The sequence below is a fragment of the Clostridium sp. Marseille-P299 genome (assembly GCF_900078195.1).
Taxonomy (GTDB): Bacteria; Bacillota; Clostridia; order Lachnospirales; family Lachnospiraceae; genus Lachnoclostridium.
Map to the genome: position 1 here is coordinate 971,944 of NZ_FJVE01000007.1, position 26,842 is coordinate 998,785.

At 33.3% G+C, this 26,842-nt stretch carries 17 protein-coding genes; 15 read left to right on the plus strand and 2 right to left on the minus strand.

Annotated features, from left to right (window positions below; genetic code table 11):
• Positions 1-70: 70 nt before the first annotated feature.
• From BN4220_RS12355 to BN4220_RS12385, 7 genes are all read left to right on the plus strand, one after another.
• On the plus strand, positions 71-1,417 hold the full coding sequence (locus BN4220_RS12355; RefSeq protein WP_066716677.1) for a glycoside hydrolase family 30 protein: 1,347 nt from the start codon (positions 71-73) through the stop codon (positions 1,415-1,417).
• Positions 1,418-1,661: 244 nt separating this feature from the next.
• On the plus strand, positions 1,662-3,056 hold the full coding sequence (locus BN4220_RS12360) for an ABC transporter substrate-binding protein (RefSeq protein WP_066716679.1): 1,395 nt from the start codon (positions 1,662-1,664) through the stop codon (positions 3,054-3,056).
• A 94-nt stretch (positions 3,057-3,150) separates the two neighbouring features.
• A complete protein-coding gene (locus tag BN4220_RS12365) occupies positions 3,151-4,071 on the plus strand; it encodes a carbohydrate ABC transporter permease (protein WP_066720922.1) in 921 nt (306 codons plus the stop codon).
• Between the two features lie 97 nt (positions 4,072-4,168).
• Entirely contained in the window at positions 4,169-4,996 is an 828-nt protein-coding gene (locus BN4220_RS12370; protein WP_066716682.1) for a carbohydrate ABC transporter permease, read from the plus strand.
• Between the two features lie 293 nt (positions 4,997-5,289).
• Positions 5,290-6,918 carry an extracellular solute-binding protein gene (locus BN4220_RS12375; protein ID WP_082812416.1) on the plus strand — a complete coding sequence of 543 codons (1,629 nt, stop codon included), beginning with the start codon at positions 5,290-5,292 and terminating at the stop codon, positions 6,916-6,918.
• A complete protein-coding gene (locus tag BN4220_RS12380) occupies positions 6,918-8,726 on the plus strand; it encodes a sensor histidine kinase (RefSeq protein WP_066716684.1) in 1,809 nt (602 codons plus the stop codon). Before BN4220_RS12375 ends, BN4220_RS12380 begins: the two co-directional genes overlap by 1 nt.
• A 45-nt stretch (positions 8,727-8,771) precedes the next feature.
• Entirely contained in the window at positions 8,772-9,278 is a 507-nt protein-coding gene (locus BN4220_RS12385; RefSeq protein ID WP_066716686.1) for a response regulator, read from the plus strand.
• 166 nt (positions 9,279-9,444) lie between these two features.
• Here the strand turns inward: BN4220_RS12385 and BN4220_RS12390 are convergent, their stop codons facing one another.
• The gene (locus BN4220_RS12390; RefSeq protein ID WP_066712939.1) at positions 9,445-10,773 is read right to left on the minus strand and encodes an IS1380 family transposase; all 1,329 of its coding nucleotides are present in this window, start codon (positions 10,771-10,773) and stop codon (positions 9,445-9,447) included.
• 154 nt (positions 10,774-10,927) lie between these two features.
• Between BN4220_RS12390 and BN4220_RS12395 the strand changes: the two genes are divergently transcribed.
• Together BN4220_RS12395 and BN4220_RS12400 are read left to right on the plus strand one after the other, a co-directional pair.
• Positions 10,928-11,914, plus strand: a complete 987-nt coding sequence (locus tag BN4220_RS12395) for a helix-turn-helix domain-containing protein (RefSeq protein WP_066716688.1) — start codon at positions 10,928-10,930, stop codon at positions 11,912-11,914.
• A gap of 365 nt (positions 11,915-12,279) precedes the next feature.
• Positions 12,280-13,608, plus strand: coding sequence for an IS1380 family transposase (locus BN4220_RS12400; RefSeq protein ID WP_066712939.1), 1,329 nt, complete (start codon positions 12,280-12,282; stop codon positions 13,606-13,608).
• A 199-nt stretch (positions 13,609-13,807) separates the two neighbouring features.
• Here the strand turns inward: BN4220_RS12400 and BN4220_RS12405 are convergent, their stop codons facing one another.
• Positions 13,808-15,718 (minus strand): substrate-binding and GGDEF domain-containing protein, encoded by a 1,911-nt coding sequence (locus BN4220_RS12405; RefSeq protein WP_066716690.1) that lies wholly within the window; start codon positions 15,716-15,718, stop codon positions 13,808-13,810.
• 577 nt (positions 15,719-16,295) lie between these two features.
• Here BN4220_RS12405 and BN4220_RS12410 point away from each other — a divergent pair.
• From BN4220_RS12410 to BN4220_RS12435, 6 genes are all read left to right on the plus strand, one after another.
• Positions 16,296-18,620, plus strand: coding sequence for a helix-turn-helix domain-containing protein (locus BN4220_RS12410; protein WP_066716693.1), 2,325 nt, complete (start codon positions 16,296-16,298; stop codon positions 18,618-18,620).
• A 560-nt stretch (positions 18,621-19,180) separates the two neighbouring features.
• Positions 19,181-20,167 carry an ABC transporter permease gene (locus BN4220_RS12415; RefSeq protein ID WP_082812289.1) on the plus strand — a complete coding sequence of 329 codons (987 nt, stop codon included), beginning with the start codon at positions 19,181-19,183 and terminating at the stop codon, positions 20,165-20,167.
• 16 nt (positions 20,168-20,183) lie between these two features.
• Positions 20,184-21,074: a carbohydrate ABC transporter permease gene (locus BN4220_RS12420; protein WP_148401738.1), complete on the plus strand. Its 891-nt coding sequence runs from the start codon at positions 20,184-20,186 to the stop codon at positions 21,072-21,074.
• A gap of 104 nt (positions 21,075-21,178) precedes the next feature.
• A complete protein-coding gene (locus BN4220_RS12425; protein WP_066716699.1) occupies positions 21,179-22,732 on the plus strand; it encodes an extracellular solute-binding protein in 1,554 nt (517 codons plus the stop codon).
• A 178-nt stretch (positions 22,733-22,910) separates the two neighbouring features.
• On the plus strand, positions 22,911-25,337 hold the full coding sequence (locus BN4220_RS12430) for a rhamnogalacturonan lyase (RefSeq protein WP_066716701.1): 2,427 nt from the start codon (positions 22,911-22,913) through the stop codon (positions 25,335-25,337).
• Positions 25,338-25,472: 135 nt separating this feature from the next.
• A complete protein-coding gene (locus BN4220_RS12435) occupies positions 25,473-26,738 on the plus strand; it encodes an FG-GAP-like repeat-containing protein (protein WP_066716703.1) in 1,266 nt (421 codons plus the stop codon).
• The last annotated feature ends 104 nt before the right edge of the window (positions 26,739-26,842 follow it).

Sequence of the window (26,842 nt, forward strand, 5' to 3'; positions counted from 1 at the left end):
TCGTAATTATATCGGTAAGTTATATTGAATCAAAATGGAAGGTATGGAATAAAAGATGGAGGAAAGTAGGATGAAAAACGAAGTGAAAAAGATGGAAGATATAAAGCTTATTATCACAAACCAACTGCAAGGGAAGTATTGGGAGGAAGAGTTGAAACATGCAGATTTCACCAAAGATTGTATGCATGTAATCAATGTATATCCAGATTTAATGGAACAGCAAATCGAGGGATTTGGTGGCGCATTTACAGAAGCAACGGTTCATAACTATGAGAATTTAAGTGAGGAAGGTAAGGAGGAATTTATAACCGCTTATTTTAAAAAGGAAGGACTTCGCTATAATATGGGGCGAGTTCATATCAATAGTTGTGATTTTGCCCTTGGAAATTATACTTATGTTGCGGAAGGTGATATAACATTAGAATCCTTTGATATTGCCCATGATAAAAAGAATATGATTCCATTGATAAAAAAAGCAATGAATGAGCAAGACATGCATTTTCTAGCTTCTCCATGGTCACCACCTGCATATATGAAGACAAATGGTGAGATGAATCACGGTGGAAAACTCAAGGAAGAGTTCTATGGTCTTTGGGCAGAGTATTTTATTAAGTATATAAATGCCTACAATGAAGTTGGTATCAATATCAAATATATTACCATTCAAAATGAACCAGAAGCTGTTCAAACATGGGATTCTTGCATCTATACAGCAGAAGAAGAAGGAATCTTTGTACGTGATTATCTTGCACCTGCTTTAAAGGAAGCTGGATTATCAGAAGTTGAGATATTTATATGGGATCATAATAAAGAAGCAGTATATGACAGAGTAACGGGTACCTTTTTAGTAGATGGAAGTAGGGACTGCGTAAACGGAGTAGCGGTGCATTGGTATACGGGAGATCATTTTGATGGGATTCGAGCAGTTAAGAAGGCTTATCCAGAGAAGAAAGTTTTCTTTACTGAGGGATGTGTTGAGTATTCCAGATTTGCGGATTCAGGAGAAATAGAAAAGGCTGAAATGTATGCTCATGATATGCTAGGAAATTTAAAAGCAGGAATTGAAGCCTTTATTGACTGGAACTTATTACTAGATGAAAAGGGCGGGCCGAATCATGTTGGTAATTTCTGCGCGGCTCCAATTATGTGTGATGGAAATGGTGGATTAGAAAAAAGACTTTCTTATTACTATATTGGCCATTTTAGTAGGTATATCAAACGAGGGGCTGTACAGATTATGACAACTTGTTATACAGATAAGATAGAAACAGTAGCTTTTCTAAATCCAGACGGAGAAAGAGTATTAATTATCTTAAATAAGTCGGATAAGGATATACCTGTTACACTTCGTGAGAAAGGCTATGGAATTCAGTGTGTTGTAGAGAAGCATTCTATTGTCACATGCCTATGGAAGTGACTAAGCATTGGAAGTAAAGCATGAGTCATTCTGTTTGTTCAATTCGTTACATCAGCAAATAAAGCATGAGTCATTCTGTTTGTTCAATTTGTTATATAAGCAAATAAAGCAGGGGTTTTGTCTAATATTATATGACCTAAAAAAAGAACACCTTTTTAAAAAAAGAGACATTATAACAAATGTCTTGTGAAGTTATAATGAAATTACAAAACGAAACAAGTTGTTTTAAAAAAGGAGGATATTTATGAAGCTTAGAAAGTTAACAGCTATCTTGTTAGCAGGGGTAATGATTTTTTCATTAACAGCATGTAGTAGTAAAGACTCAGGGGGCAAATCAGTAAGTGGTGATGGGGTAAAAACCGGTACAGAAAGTAAAGGCGATAAAAAATTAGTGGTATGGACTCTAGCAGATGATTTAAAACAGTTTGCGGATAAGTTCATGGAAGCAAATGATGGAATTGAAGTTGAAACGGTTGTAATTGCACCAGCAGATTATCCTACAAAAGTTCAAGCTGCAATTTTAGGTGGAGCAAAAGAGCCGGATGTTATCGTTGGCGAACCTCAGATGTTGGAGAATATGTATGAAGCAGGATTTTTTGAGGATTTAAATCAAGCGCCATACAATGCACAAGAATATGCAGATAAGATTGTTGATTATGTATGGAAAGTTGGACAGGATGCAAATGGTATTCAAAGAGCTATTTCTTATCAAATAACACCTGCTGGTATCTATTATAGAAGAGATATTGCTAAGACCGTATTTGGTACCGATGATCCAGTGGAGATTGGCAAGTTATTTGCAGATTATAGCACCATTCAAAAAACAGGTGAAACTTTAAAAGCAGCAGGTTATCGTATCTTTGCATCAGATGCAGAGACAAACTACTTCTCAGGTGATAGTGCTTGGGTTATCGATGGTAAATTAAATGTTGATCAAGGAAGATATGATTATATGGACCTTTGCGTAGCATTATATCAAAATGATTTAACTGCATTTGCAAGCCAATGGGCAGCACCTTGGTATCAAGCGATGAGTGGTCCAGTACCTATTTTAACAGCTGAAACACAATGGGGTACTGATGATATGAATATTTGGGATGCAGAATCATTTGAAGCAGCGACTGCAGATGCAGAAAAAACAGAAGTATTTGCTTTTGGACTTCCTGCTTGGGGCGTTCTTACAATGAGAGATAATGTTGAAGGCACTTCTGGATTATGGGGCGTTTGCTCAGGTCCTTCTTATGGATTTGGTGGAGGTACTTTCATTGGAATTAGCTCGAATTCTGCGAGAAAAGATCTTGCTTGGGAATTCGTTAAATTCTGTACATTAAATGAATCAACAATGGATTGGTGGATCGAAGCATCTCAGGGTGATACAGTTTCTTATATCCCAACTTTAGAAAAGCATGCAGACGATGAAAATGAAATCTATGGTGGACAAAAACTTTATGCATTCTGGTTAGAGCAAGCAAAAGGTATTGATTATTCTAAAGTAACAAAATATGATAAGGCAATTGGAGATGCGTGGGGTGCAGCTATTACATCAGTAAAGACTGGTGAAAAATCAAAAGAAGATGCAGTAAATGAATTCTATGATGTTGTAGCTTCCACATATCCAGAGATTAAGATTGAACGATAAACATTTTATCTATCATATTTATAATATAGAAGGGGTTGTCGCAAGGTTTGCAACAACCTCTTTCACTCAAAAACCACCAATGGGGGTAATGCATATGGTTAGAACGGAAACAATACGTAAGGGAAAAAAGAGAAACTACAATAATATCGCATATCTTTTTGTGTTACCGTTTGTTGTTGTTTTTTTGGTATTTAATGTATATCCAGTGGTTCGAACCTTGTACTTAAGCTTTACAAATTACAAAGGTTATGGAGAAGCTACAATTGTGGGATTGGACAATTATAGTCGTGTTGTTCATGATAAATTTTTCTGGAAAGCACTTTTTAATACCGTTAAGATTTGGGGTGTAAATATTGTAGTTCAATTAGGGCTTGCATTCTTATTAACAATTCTTTTTAGTGATATGAAATATAAGATGAAAGGTCTTGGTATCTTTCGTGCTTTATTTTATTTGCCTAATTTAATTGCAGCAACATCCGTTTCATTTTTATTTAAAACCTTACTTGACTGGAGGTTTGGTTCTTTAAATCAGATACTAATGAATATCGGTCTTGTAAAGCAACCAATTGATTGGTTAGGGCAGACTTCTACAGCACCTTATGTTGTGTCTATCATTGGTGCTTGGATGTGGTTTGGTAACTCTTTTATTTTACTAATGGCTGGTGTACAAGGAATTTCAAGAGATTATTTTGAGGCAGCTGCAATTGATGGGGCTGGTAGATGGTATGTGTTTGGGAAAATAACGCTTCCATTATTAAAACCAATTATGTTGTATGTAGCAATTACATCGCTAATAGGTGGCTTACAAATCTTTGATATACCATTCTTAATCACTGGTGGAACAGCAGGTAATCCAGCTGGTTCTATGCAAACAGTTGTTATGTATTTATATAAATTTGGATTTGAAACCTATCAAGTAGGTTATGCAGGAGCAATTGCATATTCCTTGTTTATCATAATTTTAGTTGTATCGCTAATTCAGTATAAGCTTCTATATAGCAAGAAGGAGGATTAGGAGTGAGAGAAAAGATATGTTCACTCTAAAAGAATCCGCGATGCGGCTTCTTTCGTTTAATTTTGTGCCGTCGTAGGCGGCGGAATGAGAGGTAAAAATGGGAACAAAAATTAAAAAGTCCATCCTTTATATACTATTAATCAGCCTTGCAATTGTATGTTTGCTTCCATTCTTGTTAATGATGGTTAATTCAACTAGAAGTGGAAGGGAAATAATGACCTCCTTTACATTTAAACCAGGAGATAGCCTCAAAGAGAATTGGAGAATTGTATCCGGATATTTTAATTTATTTCTAGGTTTTTTTAATAGTATTAAAGTTGCGGTTCCAGCAACTGTTTTAACCGCATATTTTTCGGCATTAACTGCCTTTGCATTAGCAGTATATAAGTTTAAAGGAAAGAATATCATATTTACAACGATTGTTATATTTATGATGATCCCTGGGCAACTAGGATTATTAGGATTTTATAATCTGGTAAGTAAATTACGATTAGTAGACTCCTATATTCCATTAATTATCCCAGCAATTGCAGCTCCTGGGACAGTGTTTTTTTTAAGACAGTATGTATTGTCGGTATTACCAAAGAGTTTATTAGAAGCGGCAAGGATTGATGGAGCTAGAGAAATACATATGTTTCATAAAATAGTTCTTCCAATCATGGCACCAGGAATCGCAACAATGTCCATTGGATCTTTTATAGGAAATTGGAATTCTTATTTAGTGCCTTTAGTTCTTTTAAATACGCCGACAAAGTTTACTCTTCCAGTTATGATTTCTTCACTGAATTCATCCACGGATATAGCATCCAATCAAGGAGCAATTTATTTAGCAGTAGCAATTTCTGTGATACCAATTTTAATTGTATTTTGTTTTTGTTCAAAATATATTATAAGCAGTATTTCAGCAGGTAGTGTAAAAGAATAAAATATGTTAAATGCCAGAAAGATGGCTAAGATATCGAATGTTTAAAAGAGGTTAAGCAAAGATATCTTAGTTATTTTCTGGCTTTTGCTGCTTTGTTTGTAAGTATACTCGTCTGGAGAATTCTTGCATTTTTGTACATGATTTGCTATATTTGAATTAATAAAAATATAGGAAAATGTGAAGATTGAAATTAGATAACTTCCATATTGCGTTATATGAATTATGATATAGTGGGCTATAAAATAAAAGAGTTTCTTTTAAAATTGAAGCATCATAAAAAAACGGGGTTAAAGATGAGAAAACAAAGAAATGTATTAAGGTTGTTACTGGGATTTACCATGAGCATGTCTGTTTTATTCATAGGATGCTCAAAACAAGAAATAGTCGATGAAAAAGAACCTGTGATAGCGGACGGTAGGCCAATGTGGGAAGTATATTCTGATGAGGAAGTGACGCTAGATTGGTACGTGAATTTCTCATGGTATACCACGCCATGGGGAGAAAATCTAGTTTCAAAAACCATAACAGAAGAAACTGGCGTAACCATAAATTTTATCACACCCCTTGGGAACGAGGAAGAGAAATTTAATGCGTTAATTTCATCAGATACATTACCAGATATCATAACACTTGGATGGTGGGACAATCAGGTAGATGAAATGATAAATAAAGGTATGGTGTATCCTTTAAATGAATTAGCGGATCAGTATGATACTTACTTTTGGGAGGTTGCGGATCCACAAGTAGTTGATTGGTATACGAGAGAAGACGGGAATTTATATTCTTATCCAAATTCTTCGTATTTACCTTCTGATTATATTGAGAATAAGAATATAGCCTCCAATCAAACTTTTTTAGTAAGAAAAGATATCTATGAAGCAATTGGAAAGCCAGATATGACAACACCGAAAGGATTTAAAGAAGCGGTTGAGATGGCAGCTAAGCTATATCCAGAGGTAAATGGATATCCACTAATACCAGTGGGAACACATATTTTTACAAATACGGGGTGTAATTCCTTTGACCAATATCTTCAGAATTTTTTAGCAATTCCATTTGAAAAAGACGGAGAGTTTTATGATCGATATACAGATGCTGATTACATAACTTGGTTAAAAATGTTTCGTGAATTAGGAGCGGAGGGCCTATTAAAAGAAGATATTTTTATTGATCAGAGGACGCAGATGGAAGAAAAAGTAGCGAGAGGGCAGTATTTTTGCATGTTATATCAACGTACGGATATGAGTGCGCAACAGGCACTACTTTATGCAAATGATCCGGATAGCATTTACATAGCGATTGATGGACCTAAAAATGCTGCAGGTGATGATCATATACTTCCAGGAGCAGGTATTAATGGTTGGACCGTAACTTTAATTTCTAAGAATTGTGAGTATCCAGAAAGAGCAATCGCACTTTTTTCATATTTAATGAGTGAACATGGACAAAAGATTACGTATCTTGGTGTAGAAGGTAAAACATATGATATGGTAGATGGAAAAGCTGTCATTAAGCCAGAGGTAAAAAAGCTAATTAATTCAAATCGCAGTGAATACGATCGATTATATGGAGCGGATAATACTTACTGGATGTTTCAGGATAATGTAATGCAACTAGCTTGGAAACCTAAATTAGAGGAACCAAACAGTCAATTAGAGGAATGGACTTATCCCTATAGTCATTACCTTGGACAATACGAAATTAGATTTGATAGTAATACAGAAGCAGGAAATACAGATATAAATATAAAAAAACTATGGAGTATTACCTTACCGAAATTATTACTAGCATCTTCAGAAGAAGAATTTGATTCTATACTAAAGGAGTTTGTTGATAAAAGAGAGAAGCTAGGATTTAATATTGTGAAAGAAGAAAGTACAAAGCAAATCAAGGAGACGAAAAAAAAATTGGGGATTAAATAATGAATAGAATGAAACAAAGATTCCTAGGATTAAAGCTTAATGTCAAGTTCACGATTATTATTTTGTTCTTCGTCCTATTGCCAATCGTTGCATTATCCGCTTGGTTATTTAAAAATATGGAGGATAATGTAATTAAAGAAAAACAAAATGCGGTGACTTACAAATTAAGCAAAGATTATGATCAAATACTAAAAAATATTGATTCCATTAATATGTCTACTCAGTTTTTCATAAGTGATCAGACCTTAAATGATTATTTAATTGGAATAAGGGAAGGTGAAAGTTATAGCATCGAAACCTTAATGGAAATCTACAATAAGGATATAGCCTCGTTAGAACGTATGGTGAATAACAATCCATATTTGTATCAAATAAGGGTGTATGTAGAAAGCAATACAATGCAAGAGATGATGCCAATTCTTTATCGTAAGACGCGAATGGATAAATTATCTTGGGCTCATGATGTAAATCTAAATGGTTGGAAGTATAACTATGTAGATACCATATTTGAATCCTTTGTACTAAATCAAAATAAGAAAATCATGTCTTTAGTTACACCCATTGAGGCATATGGGCTTGGACAAATCGCAACTCTTGAAGTTGCAATGGAAATGGAAACGATGTTTCCTTCTTTATATGATACAACAGATACGGAGTGGAGTTGTTTTGTCGATAGTGATGAAAATTATTATTTAGGTGACGGCGAAGAATCAGAAGAATCATATGAACTTATAGACCAGATAATAAAATCTCATATAGCAAATCCGAAGGATAATCAAGTATATCTAATGAAATTAGATAAAAGATTTGTAGTAGTTGGTTATCAATGGGTTAAGGAATTATCGGGAATTTTAATTAGTATGGATGACATAAGTTCCGATGTTGGTTCAATATATAATCAACGCAGTTGGTTTATTTTTGCCGCTATTTTAGTAATTGCAATATTAGTAGTTTGTATTAATTCAGTGGTAAAGGGGGTCTTAAAACGTTTTTATGAAATCCTTCATTCCATTCGAGAAGTGCAAAAAGGAGATTTAAACGTTGTTATTGAAAATTGTGGTTCCGATGAAATGGGGGAATTGGGTAACCAAATCAATAAAATGTTAAGTAGTATCAAACAATTAACCTATGATAATTTTAAGCATGAATTACTAGTTAAAAATACACAGATTCGGGCACTACAGAATCAAATCAATGCACATTTTATTTATAACGTGTTGGAATCTATAAAGATGATGGCTGAAATTGAAGAAAAGTATGCTATTTCAGATGCTATAACTACATTGGGAAAACTTCTTCGCTACAGTATGAAATGGAGTTCTAACCTTGTAACAGTTATGGATGAAATGGAGTATGTCCGTAACTATATGACATTGATAAATCTTCGTTTTGACTATGAAATCTATCTGTCTGTAAACATACCGCCTGAGATACTTACGCAAAAGATTCCTAAAATGTCATTACAGCCCATTGTTGAAAATGCGATCTACCATGGAATAGAGCAAATGGCGGAAGATACGAATATTTACATAAAAGGATTTGTAGAAAAGGAAGATTGTATCATTGAGATTACAGATGCAGGAAAGGGTATGAGTGAAGAAGAAGTTGATCGATTGTTAAAAAAGATATCTGGTGAAATAGAAACTTCGGGTGGTTCAGGAAATGGTATTGGGTTAAAGAACGTACAGGACCGAATTAAAATGAATTTTGGAGACAAGTATGGAATTGAAATCGCTTCAAAATTAGAGTGTTTTACGAAGATTAGAGTACGTATTCCAATGCAAGAGGAAATAGATTATCTAAATTAGATGTAGCAATAGTTTTGATATTCATAAAAAAAGAGGGAGGAACAAATGCATACTTTATTAATCGTTGAAGATGAAAAAATGATTCGTCTTGGTATTAAGTCGATGATCCAAAGATCAGGTGTAACGGTAGATAATATTATCGAGTGTAATAATGGACAGATGGCATTAGAAATCTTAAAAATGCAAGAGATTGATGTTATGTTTACAGATATACGCATGCCAAAGATGGACGGAATCGAATTAGTAAAAGAAATGCAAAAGCTACCTCATGTTCCTTTAACGGTTGCAATCAGTGGATATGATGATTTTTCGTATGCAGTAGAAATGATGCGCATGGGGGCGAAAGATTATATATTAAAGCCGATTGATAGGGAAAAGATTCGAGAGGTTTTAGAAAAATTAAATGCTGAAATTATAGAGAGCAAGGAATTATTAAAGCAAGATAGAACCTTAGGCTATCAGCAATTAAAATATTTCATTTTAAATGAAAATATCACCCAGCAAGAAAAAGAGTTGTTATTTAAACAGTATAGTAATCAATTTTATACCTGAATTATTCATGTAAGTAAATAACAAAGTTAATTTACTGATCTTTATATCAGCCCGTTGTTTTTTACTTTGATTTTATGATTTTACTTTTTTTAACAGTCAAAAAGAAAGGAATTTAACTAAGGTATTATTACTCTCTTTTTTTAACTGCCAATGTGCAACTCACTATCTACTCTAATAACCTTTGTAGTGGTCTTAGTGAATGTATTTTTGATAAAACCTCATTAAATTCATTTTTATAAGGGCAACTACTGCATAACTTAAAGATTAGATAGCGTGATTTCTTCGTTAGCCTTGCTGCTATTTTTATAAGTTTTAAACGAATTGTATCAACTTGAAGATGTCTCATCTTCTTTGGTAAAACCATTCGACGAAACCAATTGAATATGTTATATGTTAACATATTGATTTGGAGTCGATTTTGATTAGTTATGAAATCATGATTTGGCATAGCATTCATATGAAAGCCTAGTTTTGCTTCTTTAATCATGTTTTCCATAGTCCCTCGATTACAATAAAAACGTAAAATATCCTGGGCAGGAATCTCCATATTTGTAACGATGAATGTATAATTAGCTACCATTACTCCATATGGTTTTTCAATCTTGCAAACAATTCTACGAGGATATGCCCAGCTATCAGCAGCATACATGAATTCAGTATAAGTGCAAGCGTAATCAACAAGATTATTGTTTAATGATTCCATAAAATCATAAACATCACCTTCAACCATCTTACGTAAGCGTGCTGATTCCTTCATACGAATAGCAAAACTCACACCATTGGTCTCTAACTTTTCATAAAGCATAACGTCTGCGAAACCACTATCACCTCTTAAGAATAGTTGAGTATCTGGATAATTATCCATATATTCCAATAGGAGAGGATACAAAAAATTATGTGCGTCCTTTGAAGTGTAAGTATTTCCTGGTCTTAACTCAGCCTTTAATAAATCCTTAGTTAACCCATCAAATACTAATAATGGATGATATCCAACGTTTTGATAATGAGTATTATAGCTACTACCTTCTTGCGAACCATACGTAGTAAATGAAGTAGAGTCGACATCAAGAATGATCTGTTGTGGTTGTTCATAAGAATAAATCTTCTCACGTAATAGTTGATGAAGAACATCCATCTGCACAATACAGATGTCATCAAGACGATTCATAAAACGGCTTATTGTAGGTTGAGATGCCAATCTTTCTTTCGAAAGAATTTGAGTAAATATAGGATCAAAAGCCAATTCATCCGCATCATCATCTTGAAAGTACCCAGCGATGTTTTGAAAGATACGTTGCATGAGTATGGATGAATCAGAATGAATACGCTGTTTTGTATCAGTACTAAAATTCTCAGCAATGATAGAGGGGATCTTTAGTTTATTTATATATTCATAGAGTAAAAGTAATCCAGAATCGGAGGAAAGTTCTCCTCCATTAAAATTTATTTTAATACGGTTATTGCATTCTAAGTGTAAATCCTGTAAACTAGACATATAAGGTTTCTCCTTTGTTTGATTTTGGGTCGCACTTAAATTTTAACAAAGAAGAGGCCTTTTTTCTATATCTAGATTTCACTTTTTAGGTGAAAGTAATAAATGTATGAAACTCAGTATTAAAAAGGTATTGTATCATGCTAACAAGGTCAGCATGAATAATTCAGGTTATAATGGAAAGTATGTAATTTGCTGTACGAATAATATCGGTAAAAAGAATCATAACGGGGATATGTATATCTATTTAAGTGATGTTGATGATACCGAATTATTTATTACGGAAGTAGAAAATTTAAACTTAATGGTCAAAACGGAATTATTAAATCGCTATATTGGAGTAAGTAGCGAACATCAAGGATTAGAATCCTTACAAATTGCTTATAAGGAAGCATTAGAAGCTAGGAGAGAAGCCTACTTTTTAGGCGAAAATCTCATAACTTATGATGAGGTACATAATAAAGAACATCGAATGGAATTAGATGACTTAATAATGAAACAAATTATTCAGTTATTAGGAACTGATAAATATGACGAAGCATTAAGGCAACTTGGACGTATCTTTAAGAATGCGAAATTAGGAGGATATGCGCCTACAAATATAGAAAAGCATATTTCAATTTTATTTGAAGGAATACAATCTACCTACTCGAATGTATTACAGGTTAGCAATGGGGAATTGCAACAATTTCAAAAGATTTATGAATATAATTGCTTTGAGGAATTTGAAAAAGAGATGATGTTATGGATCACGGAATTTTGTAAAAACTTAAATCGTCAATTTGATGATTATAAGAATAAGCAAAAAATTCAACAAGCAGTTCAATATATTATGGAAAATTACGATAAAGACTTGAATATGGCCGTTGTTTCAAATCATATCTCTATGAATTATTCTTTATTTTCTTATGTTTTTAAGCAATATACAGGAAGTAATTTTGTAAACTTTTTAAAGGAAATACGCATACAAGAATCGAAACGTTTGTTAGAAGAAACCGATATGAAGATTATTGATATTAGCCAGAAAATTGGTTATGAAAATGAGAAACATTTTATGAAAACCTTTAAATCTGTTTGCGGGGTATCACCTACGGAGTATCGGAAGAATATGCAATTTAAACGTAAGGAATTTTTAAAAAGTTAGTTAAGACAGCTTTATGGAATGGGATACATGTAAAATCTATATAAGGATATATATACCATCATATAAAATCATGTGCTCATGTTTTTTATGATGGTACATATATCTTTTAATTCTGGAACAAAATATTTTGTTCTTTCATTGATTTTTAAATTGCAATGGCTGAGCTTTAGCACCATGCGAATTAAGTTCTAAATGAACCTGAATTATTCATGCTGACCTTGTTAGCATGATACAATACCTTTTTAATACTGAGTTTCATACATTTATTACTTTCACCTAAAAAGTGAAATCTAGATATAGAAAAAAGGCCTCTTCTTTGTTAAAATTTAAGTGCGACCCAAAATCAAACAAAGGAGAAACCTTATATGTCTAGTTTACAGGATTTACACTTAGAATGCAATAACCGTATTAAAATAAATTTTAATGGAGGAGAACTTTCCTCCGATTCTGGATTACTTTTACTCTATGAATATATAAATAAACTAAAGATCCCCTCTATCATTGCTGAGAATTTTAGTACTGATACAAAACAGCGTATTCATTCTGATTCATCCATACTCATGCAACGTATCTTTCAAAACATCGCTGGGTACTTTCAAGATGATGATGCGGATGAATTGGCTTTTGATCCTATATTTACTCAAATTCTTTCGAAAGAAAGATTGGCATCTCAACCTACAATAAGCCGTTTTATGAATCGTCTTGATGACATCTGTATTGTGCAGATGGATGTTCTTCATCAACTATTACGTGAGAAGATTTATTCTTATGAACAACCACAACAGATCATTCTTGATGTCGACTCTACTTCATTTACTACGTATGGTTCGCAAGAAGGTAGTAGCTATAATACTCATTATCAAAACGTTGGATATCATCCATTATTAGTATTTGATGGGTTAACTAAGGATTTATTAAAGGCTGAGTTAAGACCAGGAAATACTTACACTTCAAAGGACGCACATAATTTTTTGTATCCTCTCCTATTGGAATATATGGATAATTATCCAGATACTCAACTATTCTTAAGAGGTGATAGTGGTTTCGCAGACGTTATGCTTTATGAAAAGTTAGAGACCAATGGTGTGAGTTTTGCTATTCGTATGAAGGAATCAGCACGCTTACGTAAGATGGTTGAAGGTGATGTTTATGATTTTATGGAATCATTAAACAATAATCTTGTTGATTACGCTTGCACTTATACTGAATTCATGTATGCTGCTGATAGCTGGGCATATCCTCGTAGAATTGTTTGCAAGATTGAAAAACCATATGGAGTAATGGTAGCTAATTATACATTCATCGTTACAAATATGGAGATTCCTGCCCAGGATATTTTACGTTTTTATTGTAATCGAGGGACTATGGAAAACATGATTAAAGAAGCAAAACTAGGCTTTCATATGAATGCTATGCCAAATCATGATTTCATAACTAATCAAAATCGACTCCAAATCAATATGTTAACATATAACATATTCAATTGGTTTCGTCGAATGGTTTTACCAAAGAAGATGAGACATCTTCAAGTTGATACAATTCGTTTAAAACTTATAAAAATAGCAGCAAGGCTAACGAAGAAATCACGCTATCTAATCTTTAAGTTATGCAGTAGTTGCCCTTATAAAAATGAATTTAATGAGGTTTTATCAAAAATACATTCACTAAGACCACTACAAAGGTTATTAGAGTAGATAGTGAGTTGCACATTGGCAGTTAAAAAAAGAGAGTAATAATACCTTAGTTAAATTCCTTTCTTTTTGACTGTTAAAAAAAGTAAAATCATAAAATCAAAGTAAAAAACAACGGGCTGATATAAAGATCAGTAAATTAACTTTGTTATTTACTTACATGAATAATTCAGGATGAATCGTTATATAAACAAAATATTTATCAATCAGAGATCGATTGCCTATGAATTTCTTTTTTTCTTTTTTCCTGATACAATTGCTTATAAGATTGATCTAATAAATCGTCCATTTCATCTTTAGAAGAAATGGAACGAACACAAAAACCGCAGCTAATTTGAATTACATATTCCTTAGTAGTTAAGCGATTGTAGTTATCAATATATGTTCTAACCTTACTTCGTAAAAGCTTTGCCATTTCATTCGTATAATCGATTGCTAATACTTGAAATTGATCACCACCTAATCTTGCGCATATAACTCCATCTTCTATTGAGTTTTCTAGCGCATGAGCTAATACTTGAATTGCAAAGTTTCCTTCCAGATGTCCATAAGTATCGTTTATTATTTTTAAACAATCTAAATCATAAATAGCAATCATTATATTACGATTTTCTAAAATTGCAGTTTGTATTAACTTTTGTGACATATGTTGCAAGCCTTGTGTGTTGTATAGTCCTGTAAGTTCATCTTTTAGATAGATATCCTCCAAACGTCCAACTAATAATCCCATATTTTTATTGTCGCATATATTTTTTAGCATACTATTTATGTTCATTAACCAAGAGATAAAAGAAAAGGAATAGCCTACTTTGTCATGGTGGTAGGAAAGAGCAACGTATCCAAAATTATTTTCACCAAAAAAGAGAGGAGTATATATGTAGGTGCAATCTTTTTCATAGATATAATTCGGTAAACAATTATGTTTTATAAACGTGCATTCGGGCAAACGTTTTCCATCCTTTAAAGCAAGTTTTAAAAGTATTGTGTTTGTATCAAAGCGTTCTTTTTCAGAATTTGTGAGTATACGTATATGCTTAGAAACTCTGTCCCACCCCTCATAAAGGCATAAATAAAATTCTTTGCACTCTGGTAAATCAATTAAAAATTGTGCTAATATATCCATTCCTTGATCAATATCTGTAACATTATGAAGAGTGGAAGACATATGAATATGACTAACTAAGTGGTTTTCCAATGTATCGATACGCTGTTTTAAAATATGACTGTAGGAATGATTTTCTGCATTTTTAATACTGCAACCACAGGAACTAGCAATATGCGGCGAAGCATTTACAGTAAATAAAGGCTCTATCGTTTCACCATGAAAGACGCGAATTAATTGATTCATCGCGCTTTCGCCTAATTCTTCAATTGGAAATGTGACAGATGTAAGACTAGGCATGGTATTTTGACCAAATTCTAAGGTATCACATCCTGTAACTGCGATATCTTCTGGGACTTTCATTCCTCTAGCACGTAATTCTTCAATAACTGAAAGAGCGTATTCATCGTTATAGCATAAAATGGCATCAGGTCTTTGTTTTGTATTCAGGAAAAAAGTAACTGCTTTTGCTATTTGATTTTTAGTGTCCGTGCATTCATAAAAATGCTGATCACTTAGTGGTAAGTTCAGATTTTTAATTCCTCTTTGGTATGCGTGATAACGTAGGTTACTTAATTTAGGTTGTTCAATATTTCCTAAATAACAAATATGCCTATACTGATGTACCTTAGCTAGATGAGTCACAAGGTCTTCAAATGGATTGTTGTTTTCTAATATAATTCGTGGAAAGGGTGATGTTGATTGAGCAATGTCTATAATAGGGCAAGTAAATTGAGTTTCAAGTAACTTAGTAATTTCATCTTTTAAGGAAACTAGTCGATAGGTATCAGAAGCAAATATAATGCCTGTATAGTCATCCACATTTGGAATATGAAGAATTCCAAATTCACCAAGGCCATAATCGCCTAAGTTTTCCCCCTCATTGGAAGAAAAGATTTCTACTAGATACCCGTACTCTGTGGCTTTATGTATAATTCCTTCGCAAAGCATGCTCTGATATTCTCCATAGATATGAGAGATAAATACTCCGATTTTCTTTATCTGTTTCATGACTCCCTCCACATAATTGTTAAAAATGTATAATAATTACTTACTATTGTACACATTTATTGGTAAGAAAGCAATAAAACTATACAAGGATAATGATAATTTAATTACGATAACATACCAAAAGTACGAGAAGTATTTTAATATATACAATAATCAAAAAACACATAATAATGAGCAAATATGGTCATTATTACTATTTTTAGGGATTTATATTGAATCTTTTAGTGCTGTTTGCTATACTGTTATTAGGAAATCTTTGCTTGTAATTGCGATATAGTAGAAAATAGTGTAATTTTTTGTTAAGCCTGTATAGTAACGATAATACAAACGATATAAGAAATGACTTTGTTAAGAGACATCGAGTGTACGTACAAATAATAAGAGGGCATTGCAGAATGGAAAATTACTAGGAAGCGAGCTCTTTTTTTGTTGCTGTAAAGTTTAGGTTTATAGAATTAATGGAAATATAGTTAAATCCAAGGAAGTAGAAGTAAGGTTATGAGTAGTATAAGTAGACGGTGAATCTGCTTTGACTAATATAAAATTTGGAGATTACGAAACATGGGAGGAGGAGAAGATGAAGAAGAGCAAGGGGTTATTGCACTTAAACTATAAAGGAACTGTTTTTATATGCATGATGATCATTATGTTAATTCCAACGATTATTTTAGGTGTTTTTTCTTACCATACCTATACGTCAGGAGTATCTGATAAGGTGTATTCTTCAACAAAATCAACTGTTTCTCAAGTAAAATCAAAGATAGATACAGCACTTGATAACATACGCAGAAGCTATGTCTATGAAACAGGTAGAGATGAGCTTAAGTGGCTAATAAATTCAGAAATTTCATATTCAGATTATTCCTATTTAAAAAGAGCGACAGATATTTTAGCTGGAACCAACTATTATTTGTCTTACATATCAGGATATACCTTCATTAATTTTGATACCCAGTGGGTTCTTAGTAACCGAGGAATGTATCATTTTTTTGAAGCAAAAAATCAAGAAGAAATACAAGATATTTTCAATCAATATGAGGGAACTTTAACCAGGAGTTTTTGGTTGGATAACTCACTTATGCCTGAAACAAAATTAAGTCGTGAAGAGATTAAAATTAATGGTTTAAATTTGGTGATTAAAGCACCAACAATTAAAAAAAATCCAAATTGTCTTTTAATAATAAATATAGATATGGATTTTTTACAACGGAAATTAAGAGAAGATTTAGGTGGTGGAGATATTACTGTACTAAATAATGAAGGTGATGTGGTTTATACAACCGATCTTACATTAGCTTCCTATGCGAAAAGTCATATGGAACTTCTTAAAGATTCAAAAAATATAAAGTTGGATAATGGTAAAAAATATAGTATTGCAACTGCACATTCAGGCGTTTTGAACTGGACATATTTAGTTAGCTATGATATGGAAGTGGTTAGTAGTGAAGGAGATACTATTATATATTTGACGTTATCGCTTTTGATTGGAATCATAGCAATGATGAGTATCTCCTTATTTATAACTAAAAAATTATATAAACCGGTTTTTCTACTTACAGAACGTATCGGCAGTATGTCAACGAAAATACTAAAGAACGAGGCAAAACATGTAAACAAACGAAATGAATTTGATTATATCAATGAACGTATTGAAAGCTTAGTAGATAACCGTAACTTCTATGAGAATCTAGTAGTAAGTCAGCAACCACAGCTGGTTGAGTTATTTCAGATTCGTATGATTCGTGGCAGTATTGATAAAGGGAAAATTTATAATTATGTAGAAAAGTTTCATATTCAAATTCAAAATTGTTATATGCTGATGTTGGGAGTTTTAACTACAAAAGATAAAAAAGATTTATCAGAAGACACGAATTTAGATGCAATTCGAATGGATATGATTGATAGTCTGCCAAAAGAAATAAAAGACTTAACTTTTATTGCACCAATTAGTTATGAAAATAATTTTATACTTTCAGTCACTGGACAAACGTCGAAGGAACTAGAAGATAAAGTTTCAAATATATATCAAAAAATTGAAGAGTTTATCACTGAGAAGTATCATTTACATGTTAACGTTGGAGTCAGTCTTTCTCATAGTGGTTTAGAAGAATATAGAGTTGCTTATCATGAAAGTTTAGAGGCCATGAAAAATATTTTATTTATTGGCTCAATGCAAGATGCGACAGATTGTAATAGTATGTTATTTTATTCGGATATCAAAGAAAATAATAGTAGATATTCCTATGACAGATTATCGGAGAAGAAATTAAAAGAAGCGATTGATACGAATAATATTGAGGAAGCATTTCTTATTATAGATGAATTTATTAATGGACTTACCCAGAAAAATGTTATACAAAGTGATTGTTTTTTACATATTCAAAGATTTGTAATATCTGGTTTATTAATAGCAACCGATGCAGGTCTTTCGTTAGATGATATATTTGAAGATAATTTAAAGGATAACATATTCCAGCAGATGAATAAAATTTACGATATGGCTAAGATGCGGACTTTTATAAAGAAAAAAGTAATAGAGCCTGTTATAGTAAAAATAAATGAAATTCGAATGAGTAAATCTTCAGAAACTATGCGAGATATCGAGGATTTAATTGAACAAAATGACGGAAATATAACCTTAGCAGAATGTGCCCAGCAATTAAATTACCATCCATCCTATATATGGAAGGTGACTAAGATGAAATACAATACCACTTTTACTGATTATGTTGGAAATTATAAATTGGAAAAGGCGAAAAAACTTTTAATAGAAACCAATAAGAATATTTCAGATATTGCTGAAGAATTAAACTATACGAATTCTCAAAACTTTATTCGATTTTTCAGTAAAATGGAAGGAACTACTCCAGGAAAGTATCGTCAACAACATAAAAAGAATTAATTTACTAAGAATTATCCTCACTTTCACGATCGGGGGTATAGAGCAACCAGTGTAAGCGGATTATGAATATCATTTTGTCTAAAATAAGCTTTTACAAATAGCAATCTAAAATGTGTGTGCGCGTGTTCTTTGTTTTGTGACCACATGAAAGGAGCTATATGTAGGAGCTTTTTTTAAATGATAGGACAAAGCATTTTTGCTTTGTCCTATCATTTAAAAATCGCTCCGTTAAGGATACGCAGCTGCGCGCGCGGAACAAAAGGTGTGCTATATCAGTATTTGCTCGCGAGAGTGTGCGAAGCACACTTTTGTTCTGATAGGAAATAAAAGCAGAGAGCTTCGTTCTAATCATCTAATTCCGGTTTAGTTATATGGTCAATAAAATGATTATAAATTACAAAATTAACAAAAATAACAATAAAAATATAGGTTATATATGCAATTAACACAAAAGGATAGAAAATGATTATTGATGTAATTGCATTTGAGAAGTATTATTGCACTATAAAGTTACTAAAAAAAGTTTTGTAAAAGACAAAATGCATAAAAGGAGGAGGCTTATGAAAAAAGCAAAACAAGAAGCTCTTGTACCTATTCCATTTAGAAAGCGAAACAAAAATGCAACAAATGTAGCAATAAAAAAAGAAAGTTTGTTTCGATATATAATGCATCATAAATGGTTATATATCATGCTGCTACCTGGATTACTGTACTTCTTAATTTTTCGTTATATACCAATGGGAGGTATAGTAATTGCGTTTCAACAGTACAGCCCATTTCAAGGAATCACAGGAAGTAAGTGGGTGGGGCTTACACATTTTAAATCATTTTTTGCAAATCAAGATTTTATGATGATTTTAAAAAATACATTGGGGATTTCTATTTTAAATTTAGTATTTTATTTTCCGGCACCGATTATCTTAGCGTTATTATTAAATGAATTGCGATCACAAAAATTTAAAAAGACTGCGCAAACCTTTATCTATATACCACATTTTGTTTCTTGGGTTATCGTAGCCAGTCTTACATATCAGCTTTTTAACATATCAGATGGTGTTGTTAATATGATTATAAAATCAATTACTGGAAATACAATTGATATTTTATCAAAACCAAAATATTTTAAGGGATTAATTTTGGGGCAGAGCATCTGGAAGGAATCTGGTTATGGGACAATTATATTCCTTGCAGCTTTGGCTGGTGTTGATACTCAATTGTATGAGGCTGCAAGAGTTGATGGTGCAGGAAGATGGAGACTTATGTGGCATATCACATTACCTGCAATCAAAGGTACTATTATCATGATGTTAATCCTTCGCGTAGGTTCACTTTTAAATACTGGTTATGAACAAATTTTCTTAATGGAAAATGATTTAAATCGTTCAGCAGCAGAAGTGTTCGATACTTACATTTACAAAAAAGGTATCATTAACGCGCAATATTCATTCAGTACGGCGGCGGGGTTATTTAAGTCCATTGTAGGTCTGATCATGGTTTTAGGCTCTAATAAGTTAGCGAAAAAATTTGGTGAACAAGGAATCTATTAGAAGGGGGATGAGCTATATGACGGCGGCACATAACAAAATTAAAAGAAGCGCCAGCGATCAAGCAACACAAGTACTAATTTATATTATCATTGGTTTGATAGCATTGGCTACATTGTTACCCTTTTTATATGTAGTAGCAGGTTCCTTTGCAACGGAAAAAGAGTTAACAGAGCGAGCGTTTTTTATCATACCAAGAGAAATTTCATTCAATGCTTACCAATACATTGCACAAACAGGTGAAATTTTTCGAGGACTTAAAAATTCTTTAATTCTTACGATATTAGGTACGTTCGTTAATATGTTTTTCACAACAACCTTTGCATATCCACTTTCAAAATCACAACTAAGAGGAAGAAATGCAATATTGAACTTTGTAATTATCACGATGCTATTTTCAGGTGGTATGATACCCACTTACATTTTAATGGGAACTTTAAAATTAAAGGATTCATTTTTCGGTTTGGTGTTAATGGGTGCAATTAGCCCATTTAATATGATCATTGTTAAGAATTTCTTTCAAGAGCTACCAAGAGAACTTGATGAAGCAGCAAGAATCGATGGATGCTCCGAGATTCGTATTTTCGCAAAGATAGCACTACCATTATCAAAACCAGTACTTGCTTCGATTTCCTTGTTTTATGGAGTGGGCCATTGGAACGATTATTTTAATGCAATGATTTATTTAAAGCCACACAAAGAAACAGTACAAATTGTACTACGCCGAATTATTTTGTTGGCACAAGGAATACAAACAGATTTAATTAATTTTGATGCAATGGGAGCACCACCGGATAAAGCAGTTAAGATGGCAGCAACAGTTGTTGCAACAGTTCCAATATTAATGGTCTATCCATTTGTTCAAAAATATTTTGCTCAAGGTGTTATGGTTGGAGCTGTAAAAGGTTGATAAAAAAATTATCGTTACATACCCAATTACATAGTTAGCAATATCTCAGCTGCAAGGTATATTGCAATGAGTCAAAAATAAATCATTTTTAAGGAGGATGTATTATGAGAAAAAGAAGCTTAAAAAAGGTAGTAGCATTACTTATGATTACTACTATGGTAGGAGCCACATTTAGTGGTTGTAAAAGTAAGAGCGCATCCAATGAAGTTGGAAGTAATGGGGACAAAAAAACAGAAATTACGATGATGACATTTGACTATGAAGGCAGTCCTTTATCTGGGGAATATGCTGCAGAAGTTGTTCAGAAAATGGAAGATTATACAAATACAAAAGTTAAGTTTGATTGGGTACCAAGTGATAATTATGAGGAAAAATTGACCCTTGCATTAGCAGATCCAGATAGTATGCCTATGATAATGGCAGTAGGAAGTATGACTGGTGTTATTGTTAGCTCTGCAGAAGCAGGTGCATTCTGGGATTTAAGTGAGTTTATAAATGATTCAGAATCCTATCCAAATTTATCCCAAGCAAATGAAAATGTAAATAAATCACTTACTGTTGGTGGAAAACTTATAGGATTATATAGAGCAAGACCAATCGGAAGAAATGGTTTTGGATATCGTAAAGACTGGGCAGACAAATTAGGAATTAGTGAGCCTAAAACCCTCGATGAATTTTATGATATGATGTATAAATTCACTTATAATGATCCAGATGGAAATGGTAAGGATGACACTTATGGAGTTGCATTATGTAAATATACTGGACCATTTGATATTATGCAGACATGGTTTGGTGTAGGCAATGGGTGGGTAGAAAAAGATGGTGATTTAGTGCCAGTTCATCAGACAGCAGAATATATGGAAGCACTTAATTGGTTCAAAAAGATGTATGATGATGGCTTAGTATATAAAGATTGGGCAGTTAGAGATACTGCAACTTGGTCTGATTCTGTTAAAAATGGTGAATGTGGTATCTACATCGACGTGCTAGATGGTGCTAGAAGAATATGGGATTATTTTGAGACAAATAGCATCCCATCCGTTACTGATTCTAGTAAAAATGCGTCAATGAATTTAGTTGGTACTATTAATGATAAAACATTAGCAACAACAGGTTATGGTGGTTTCTTTGTTATAACTAAGGCTGCAGATACGAAAGAAAAAGTAGAGGCATGTTTAAAATTTCTAGATAAAATGTGCGATGATGAAATGTTAATTCTTTCTTCTTATGGATTAGAAGGTGTACATTGGGAAAAAGATGAAAATGGAAATTTAGTTGATTTAGATACTCAAGATCCTGTAAAAGCGAAAGATTATGCTCCATTAAATCAAGTAGTTGCATATATTCCAAATCTAACACCAACAAGTATTAAAACAGTTACAACGGAAAGACAAGATATTGAGTTAAGAATTAAAGAAGAGAATGTAGAGAAAGCAGTATTTAATCCAGCATCCGGTTACTTAGTAAATTCACCTACATATTCATTAAATGGTGCATCCTTAGATCAAGAGCTTCAAGCAGCGAGAACACAATATATCTGTGGTGAAATTGATGAAGCAGGATTACAAAAAGCATGGAAGAACTGGGAGAGCTTAGGTGGAACAGAAGTAATTAAGGAAGTAAACGAACTTTACCATGCAGATTTAAATAAGTAATTTTTATAATAACGCTTTGAAACTTTTTCAGGGTATAATTGATATAGAAAGAGGCTGTCAAAGACAGCTTCTTTTCTGTATTTGATTAGTATTGATAAACCTTGCGGATAAAAGTTTAAAGCATAAAGAGTACTTTACACTCAATGATTAAGCTGCTTGTAGTAGCATGGAGGTTATAATGATAAAACCAATAATAAAACAATTAGAAGATAATTTTGTAACTATTACTTGGAATAAAGTTAGTGATGCTAAGACATATAACATTTATTATGCAGATAAAGATACGAAAACGGTAAAGTATCAAAAGATTGCATCAACATCAGAGTGTGTTTTTACTTTAGAAAAAGCTACCCATGTGCCTCATTATATAAAAGTTTCAGCAGTGATCAATGATAAAGAACAATTATTAAGTGAGGTATTAAAGACTCCTGTAAAAAAAGTATTTGAACCCAAATTAGAGAAACTTAACAGGGGACTTATCGTTGTTAAAACAAAGGAAGGAATATTCTTAAGTTGGAGATTGTTCTTAAATGAGGTAAATGGTTATACAGATACTGGATTGTCTGGTATGGATTTTGTAGTGTATAAGAATGGAGAAAAAATTTCAACTGTAGCTGATAGTACAAACTATTTAGATAAAACAGGTACGATGAATGATTTGTATGCAGTGGCTCCTTATTTGAACGGCAAGGAGTTTGCTCCTTGCGAGGGGAAAAAAGCATTTTCTAGCGGTGTGAATTATTTAGAAATTCCTTTAGATAGACCAGAGGGTGGAGTTACACCTGCAGGGGAGGCGTATACATATTCTGCAAACGACATTAGTGTTGGTGATGTGGACGGTGATGGAGAGTATGAATACATAGTGAAATGGGACCCTTCCAATTCTCATGATGTCTCCATTAAAGGTTACACAGGAAAGTGTTATATTGATTGTTATAAATTAGATGGTAAAAAACTTTGGCGTCTAGATATGGGGGTTAATATTCGAGCTGGTGCACATTACACGCAATTTATGGTCTATGATTTTAATAATGATGGGAAGGCTGAAATTGCTGTAAAAACTGCGCCTGGAACGAAAATGATAAGTTACAATGAGTCGGGTGATTTGGGGAGTGAAAGATTTATTACCATGCCAGAGGAAGATATTAAGGCTGGTTATGGACACGAGGATAATTATGTTTGTTCCAGTGATGATTACAAAAATTATATAATAGACTTGTTTTTAAATTGGCATAAACATCCTGAGGTAATAAAAGGACAATGGCCAGATACTTTAGAAGCATGTTTTGGTATAGAAAAAAAATACTCATACCCACTAAAGGAAGAAGACGCGAAAGAACTTGCAGAATATTTTATTCATGTTTATGCACCAATGAGAAGCGAGAAAAACCATTTAGAGAAATGCGAAGGCTTTATTATGAAAGGGCCAGAATATCTTACGATGTTTGCAGGGGATGGCAGTGAGATTGAAACGATTCCATTTCCAACTCCACGTGTAGATGATGGACTATTATGGGGAGATTATGCAATGCCTAGAATTGAACCATGCAACCGTGTGGATCGCTTCTTATCAGGAGTAGCGTACTTAGATGGTGAAAATCCATATCTAATTATTTGTAGGGGTTATTACACAAGAGCAGCGATAACTGCATATCAGTTTTTTGATAATCATTTTAAAGAGCATTTTAAAGTAGATACAGGTTTTGTTCCTATGTCAAATCCATTTCATGGGAATCCACATGAATATGAAGGAAGTGATCCTGTATATGGAACTTTGGCGGGACAGGGAAATCATAGCTTATCCACAGCGGATGTAGACGGTGATGGATGCCATGAAATCATTTATGGCGGAGCAGTAATTGATCACGATGGAAGTCTTTTATATAGTAGTTATGGATACTTACCAGACGGTACATATGCTAAATTTGGTCATGGTGATGCGATGCATGTTGCAGATATTGATCCGGATCGACCAGGTCTTGAAATTTTCAATGTATTTGAAGGTGGAAGCGCGGCTCCTTATGGATTTGCATTAAGAGATGCGGCAACTGGAGAAGCCATTTTTGGTGAGTATGCAGAAGAAGATTTAGGTAGATGTATGATTGGAGATATCGACCCAACAAAGAGAGGACTAGAAGTTTGGGTAAGAGAAACCTACTCTTGTACAGGAGAAAAACTTTCCGTTCCTTTACTTGGTACCAATCAATCCATACGTTGGGCACCAGATTTGACTACACAGGTAACCGATGGAGTCGATTATGTAGGAGGTAAGCACACAGGTATTATTAATGATAATATCCACGGAATTATGTTAAAACCAGAAGGAACAATGACCAATAATGGAACGAAAGGAAATCCTTGCTTAGTAGCAGATTTGTTTGGTGATTTTCGCGAAGAGTTGGTGTTACGTACAATAGATAGTAAATATCTTCGCATTTATACAAATGCAGTAATAACGAATCATAAATTATTTACCTTCATGCATGATATTCAGTATCGTACGGGAATCGCATGGCAAAACAATTGCTATAATCAACCTGCGTATCCATCGTTTTATTATGCTTCCGATATGGATTTTCGCTATGTGTTGCCATGGTTGGCATAAACATGGTTGACATGAACAAGATTGCCATAGAACAAGATTTTCATAAAACATAATTGTTATAGAATTATGGTTGGCATAAAGTTAATTGATTTGATTTATGGAAATCGCGTATTTTATAAATATTGGAGGTATTTTATGGAGGCAAAATTAATTGGAACTATCGATATTACGGCTGCTGGCAATGGAAAAGGTTTATTAGGTGATATCAACGGCGATGGTAGAATGGAGCTTATCTTTGGGCAGGCAGATTCTAATATAGATGATAGATATGTGCCCCACCAGATTACCTGTGTAACTGCCTATAATTTAAACGGAATTCTTTTATGGCAAACAGGTACGCCAGAGGAGACGCCAGGTGGTTTTGGTTCTGATTTCCCGATACAGATTTATGATATTGATGGGGATGGAAAATTAGAAATTTTATGTGTTATGAACAAGAAATTCCTTATCCTTGATGGAATGGATGGAACGGTAAAAAAGAGTTTTGATTTACCAGGAGAAGAGGCACATGACTGTATCATCATAGCTAATTTACAAGGAAAAGAACGTCCATCTGATATTATTTTAAAGGATCGATACCATAAAATGTGGGCCCTTGATGAGGATTTTAATCTCTTATGGACTCATGATGGAAACTTAGGACATTTTCCATGGGTGTATGATGTAAATGGCGATGGTTTTGATGAAGTAATGGCAGGCTATGATTTACTTGATCATAATGGAAAAATATTATGGTCTTGCAAAGATTTGGATGACCATGCGGATTGTTTATGGGTTGGGGATGTAAATGGTGACGGTAAATTAGAGATTGCAGTTGGTGGTAGCGTTACTTGTTTATATGATATTGATGGAAATGAACTTTGGAGATATGAAGGATCCATTGAATCTCAGCACATTGCCTTAGGTAAATTTAAAAAAAATGAGCCAGGATTAATGATTGCTGGACTAGATCGAATCGTTCGTGGTGATGGATATAAAGGGCAATGGGATGGCAAAGATGGAATGTTTTTAATTGATTTTAAGGGAAGGGAAGTTTGGAAAGAGGATAGAAAAACAAAAGGATGGCTAACCATTGTTGATACCCTTAGAAATTGGAACGGTGATGGAGACGATTATATATTAGCATATCGTAGAGGGGGAGGAGTTAATCCTGCACTTTATGATGGCGATGGTAATATAGTTGTTGAGTTTGGTGCGGATGGATATGTTTTGCATGGGGATTTGTTTGGTAGAAATAAAGAGGATGTTATTGTGTATACGCCAGAAAAGGCATATATATTTTCTGGTACAGAGTATGATTTAAGCGATAAACCATCTGGAGTAGCAATCCCTCAGATAAAAAGATTATATTCCTCTACACTTTATCCTGGTGGGGAATATGTGACTATCTCTTTAAATTAACTCATTATCTTATCTTACATTCAATGATAAAGAAGATAATATCAAAATAAGTTAGAAAAGTTATAGATAATCCCAAAATACCATAAAGGGCGGAAGAGTCCTTT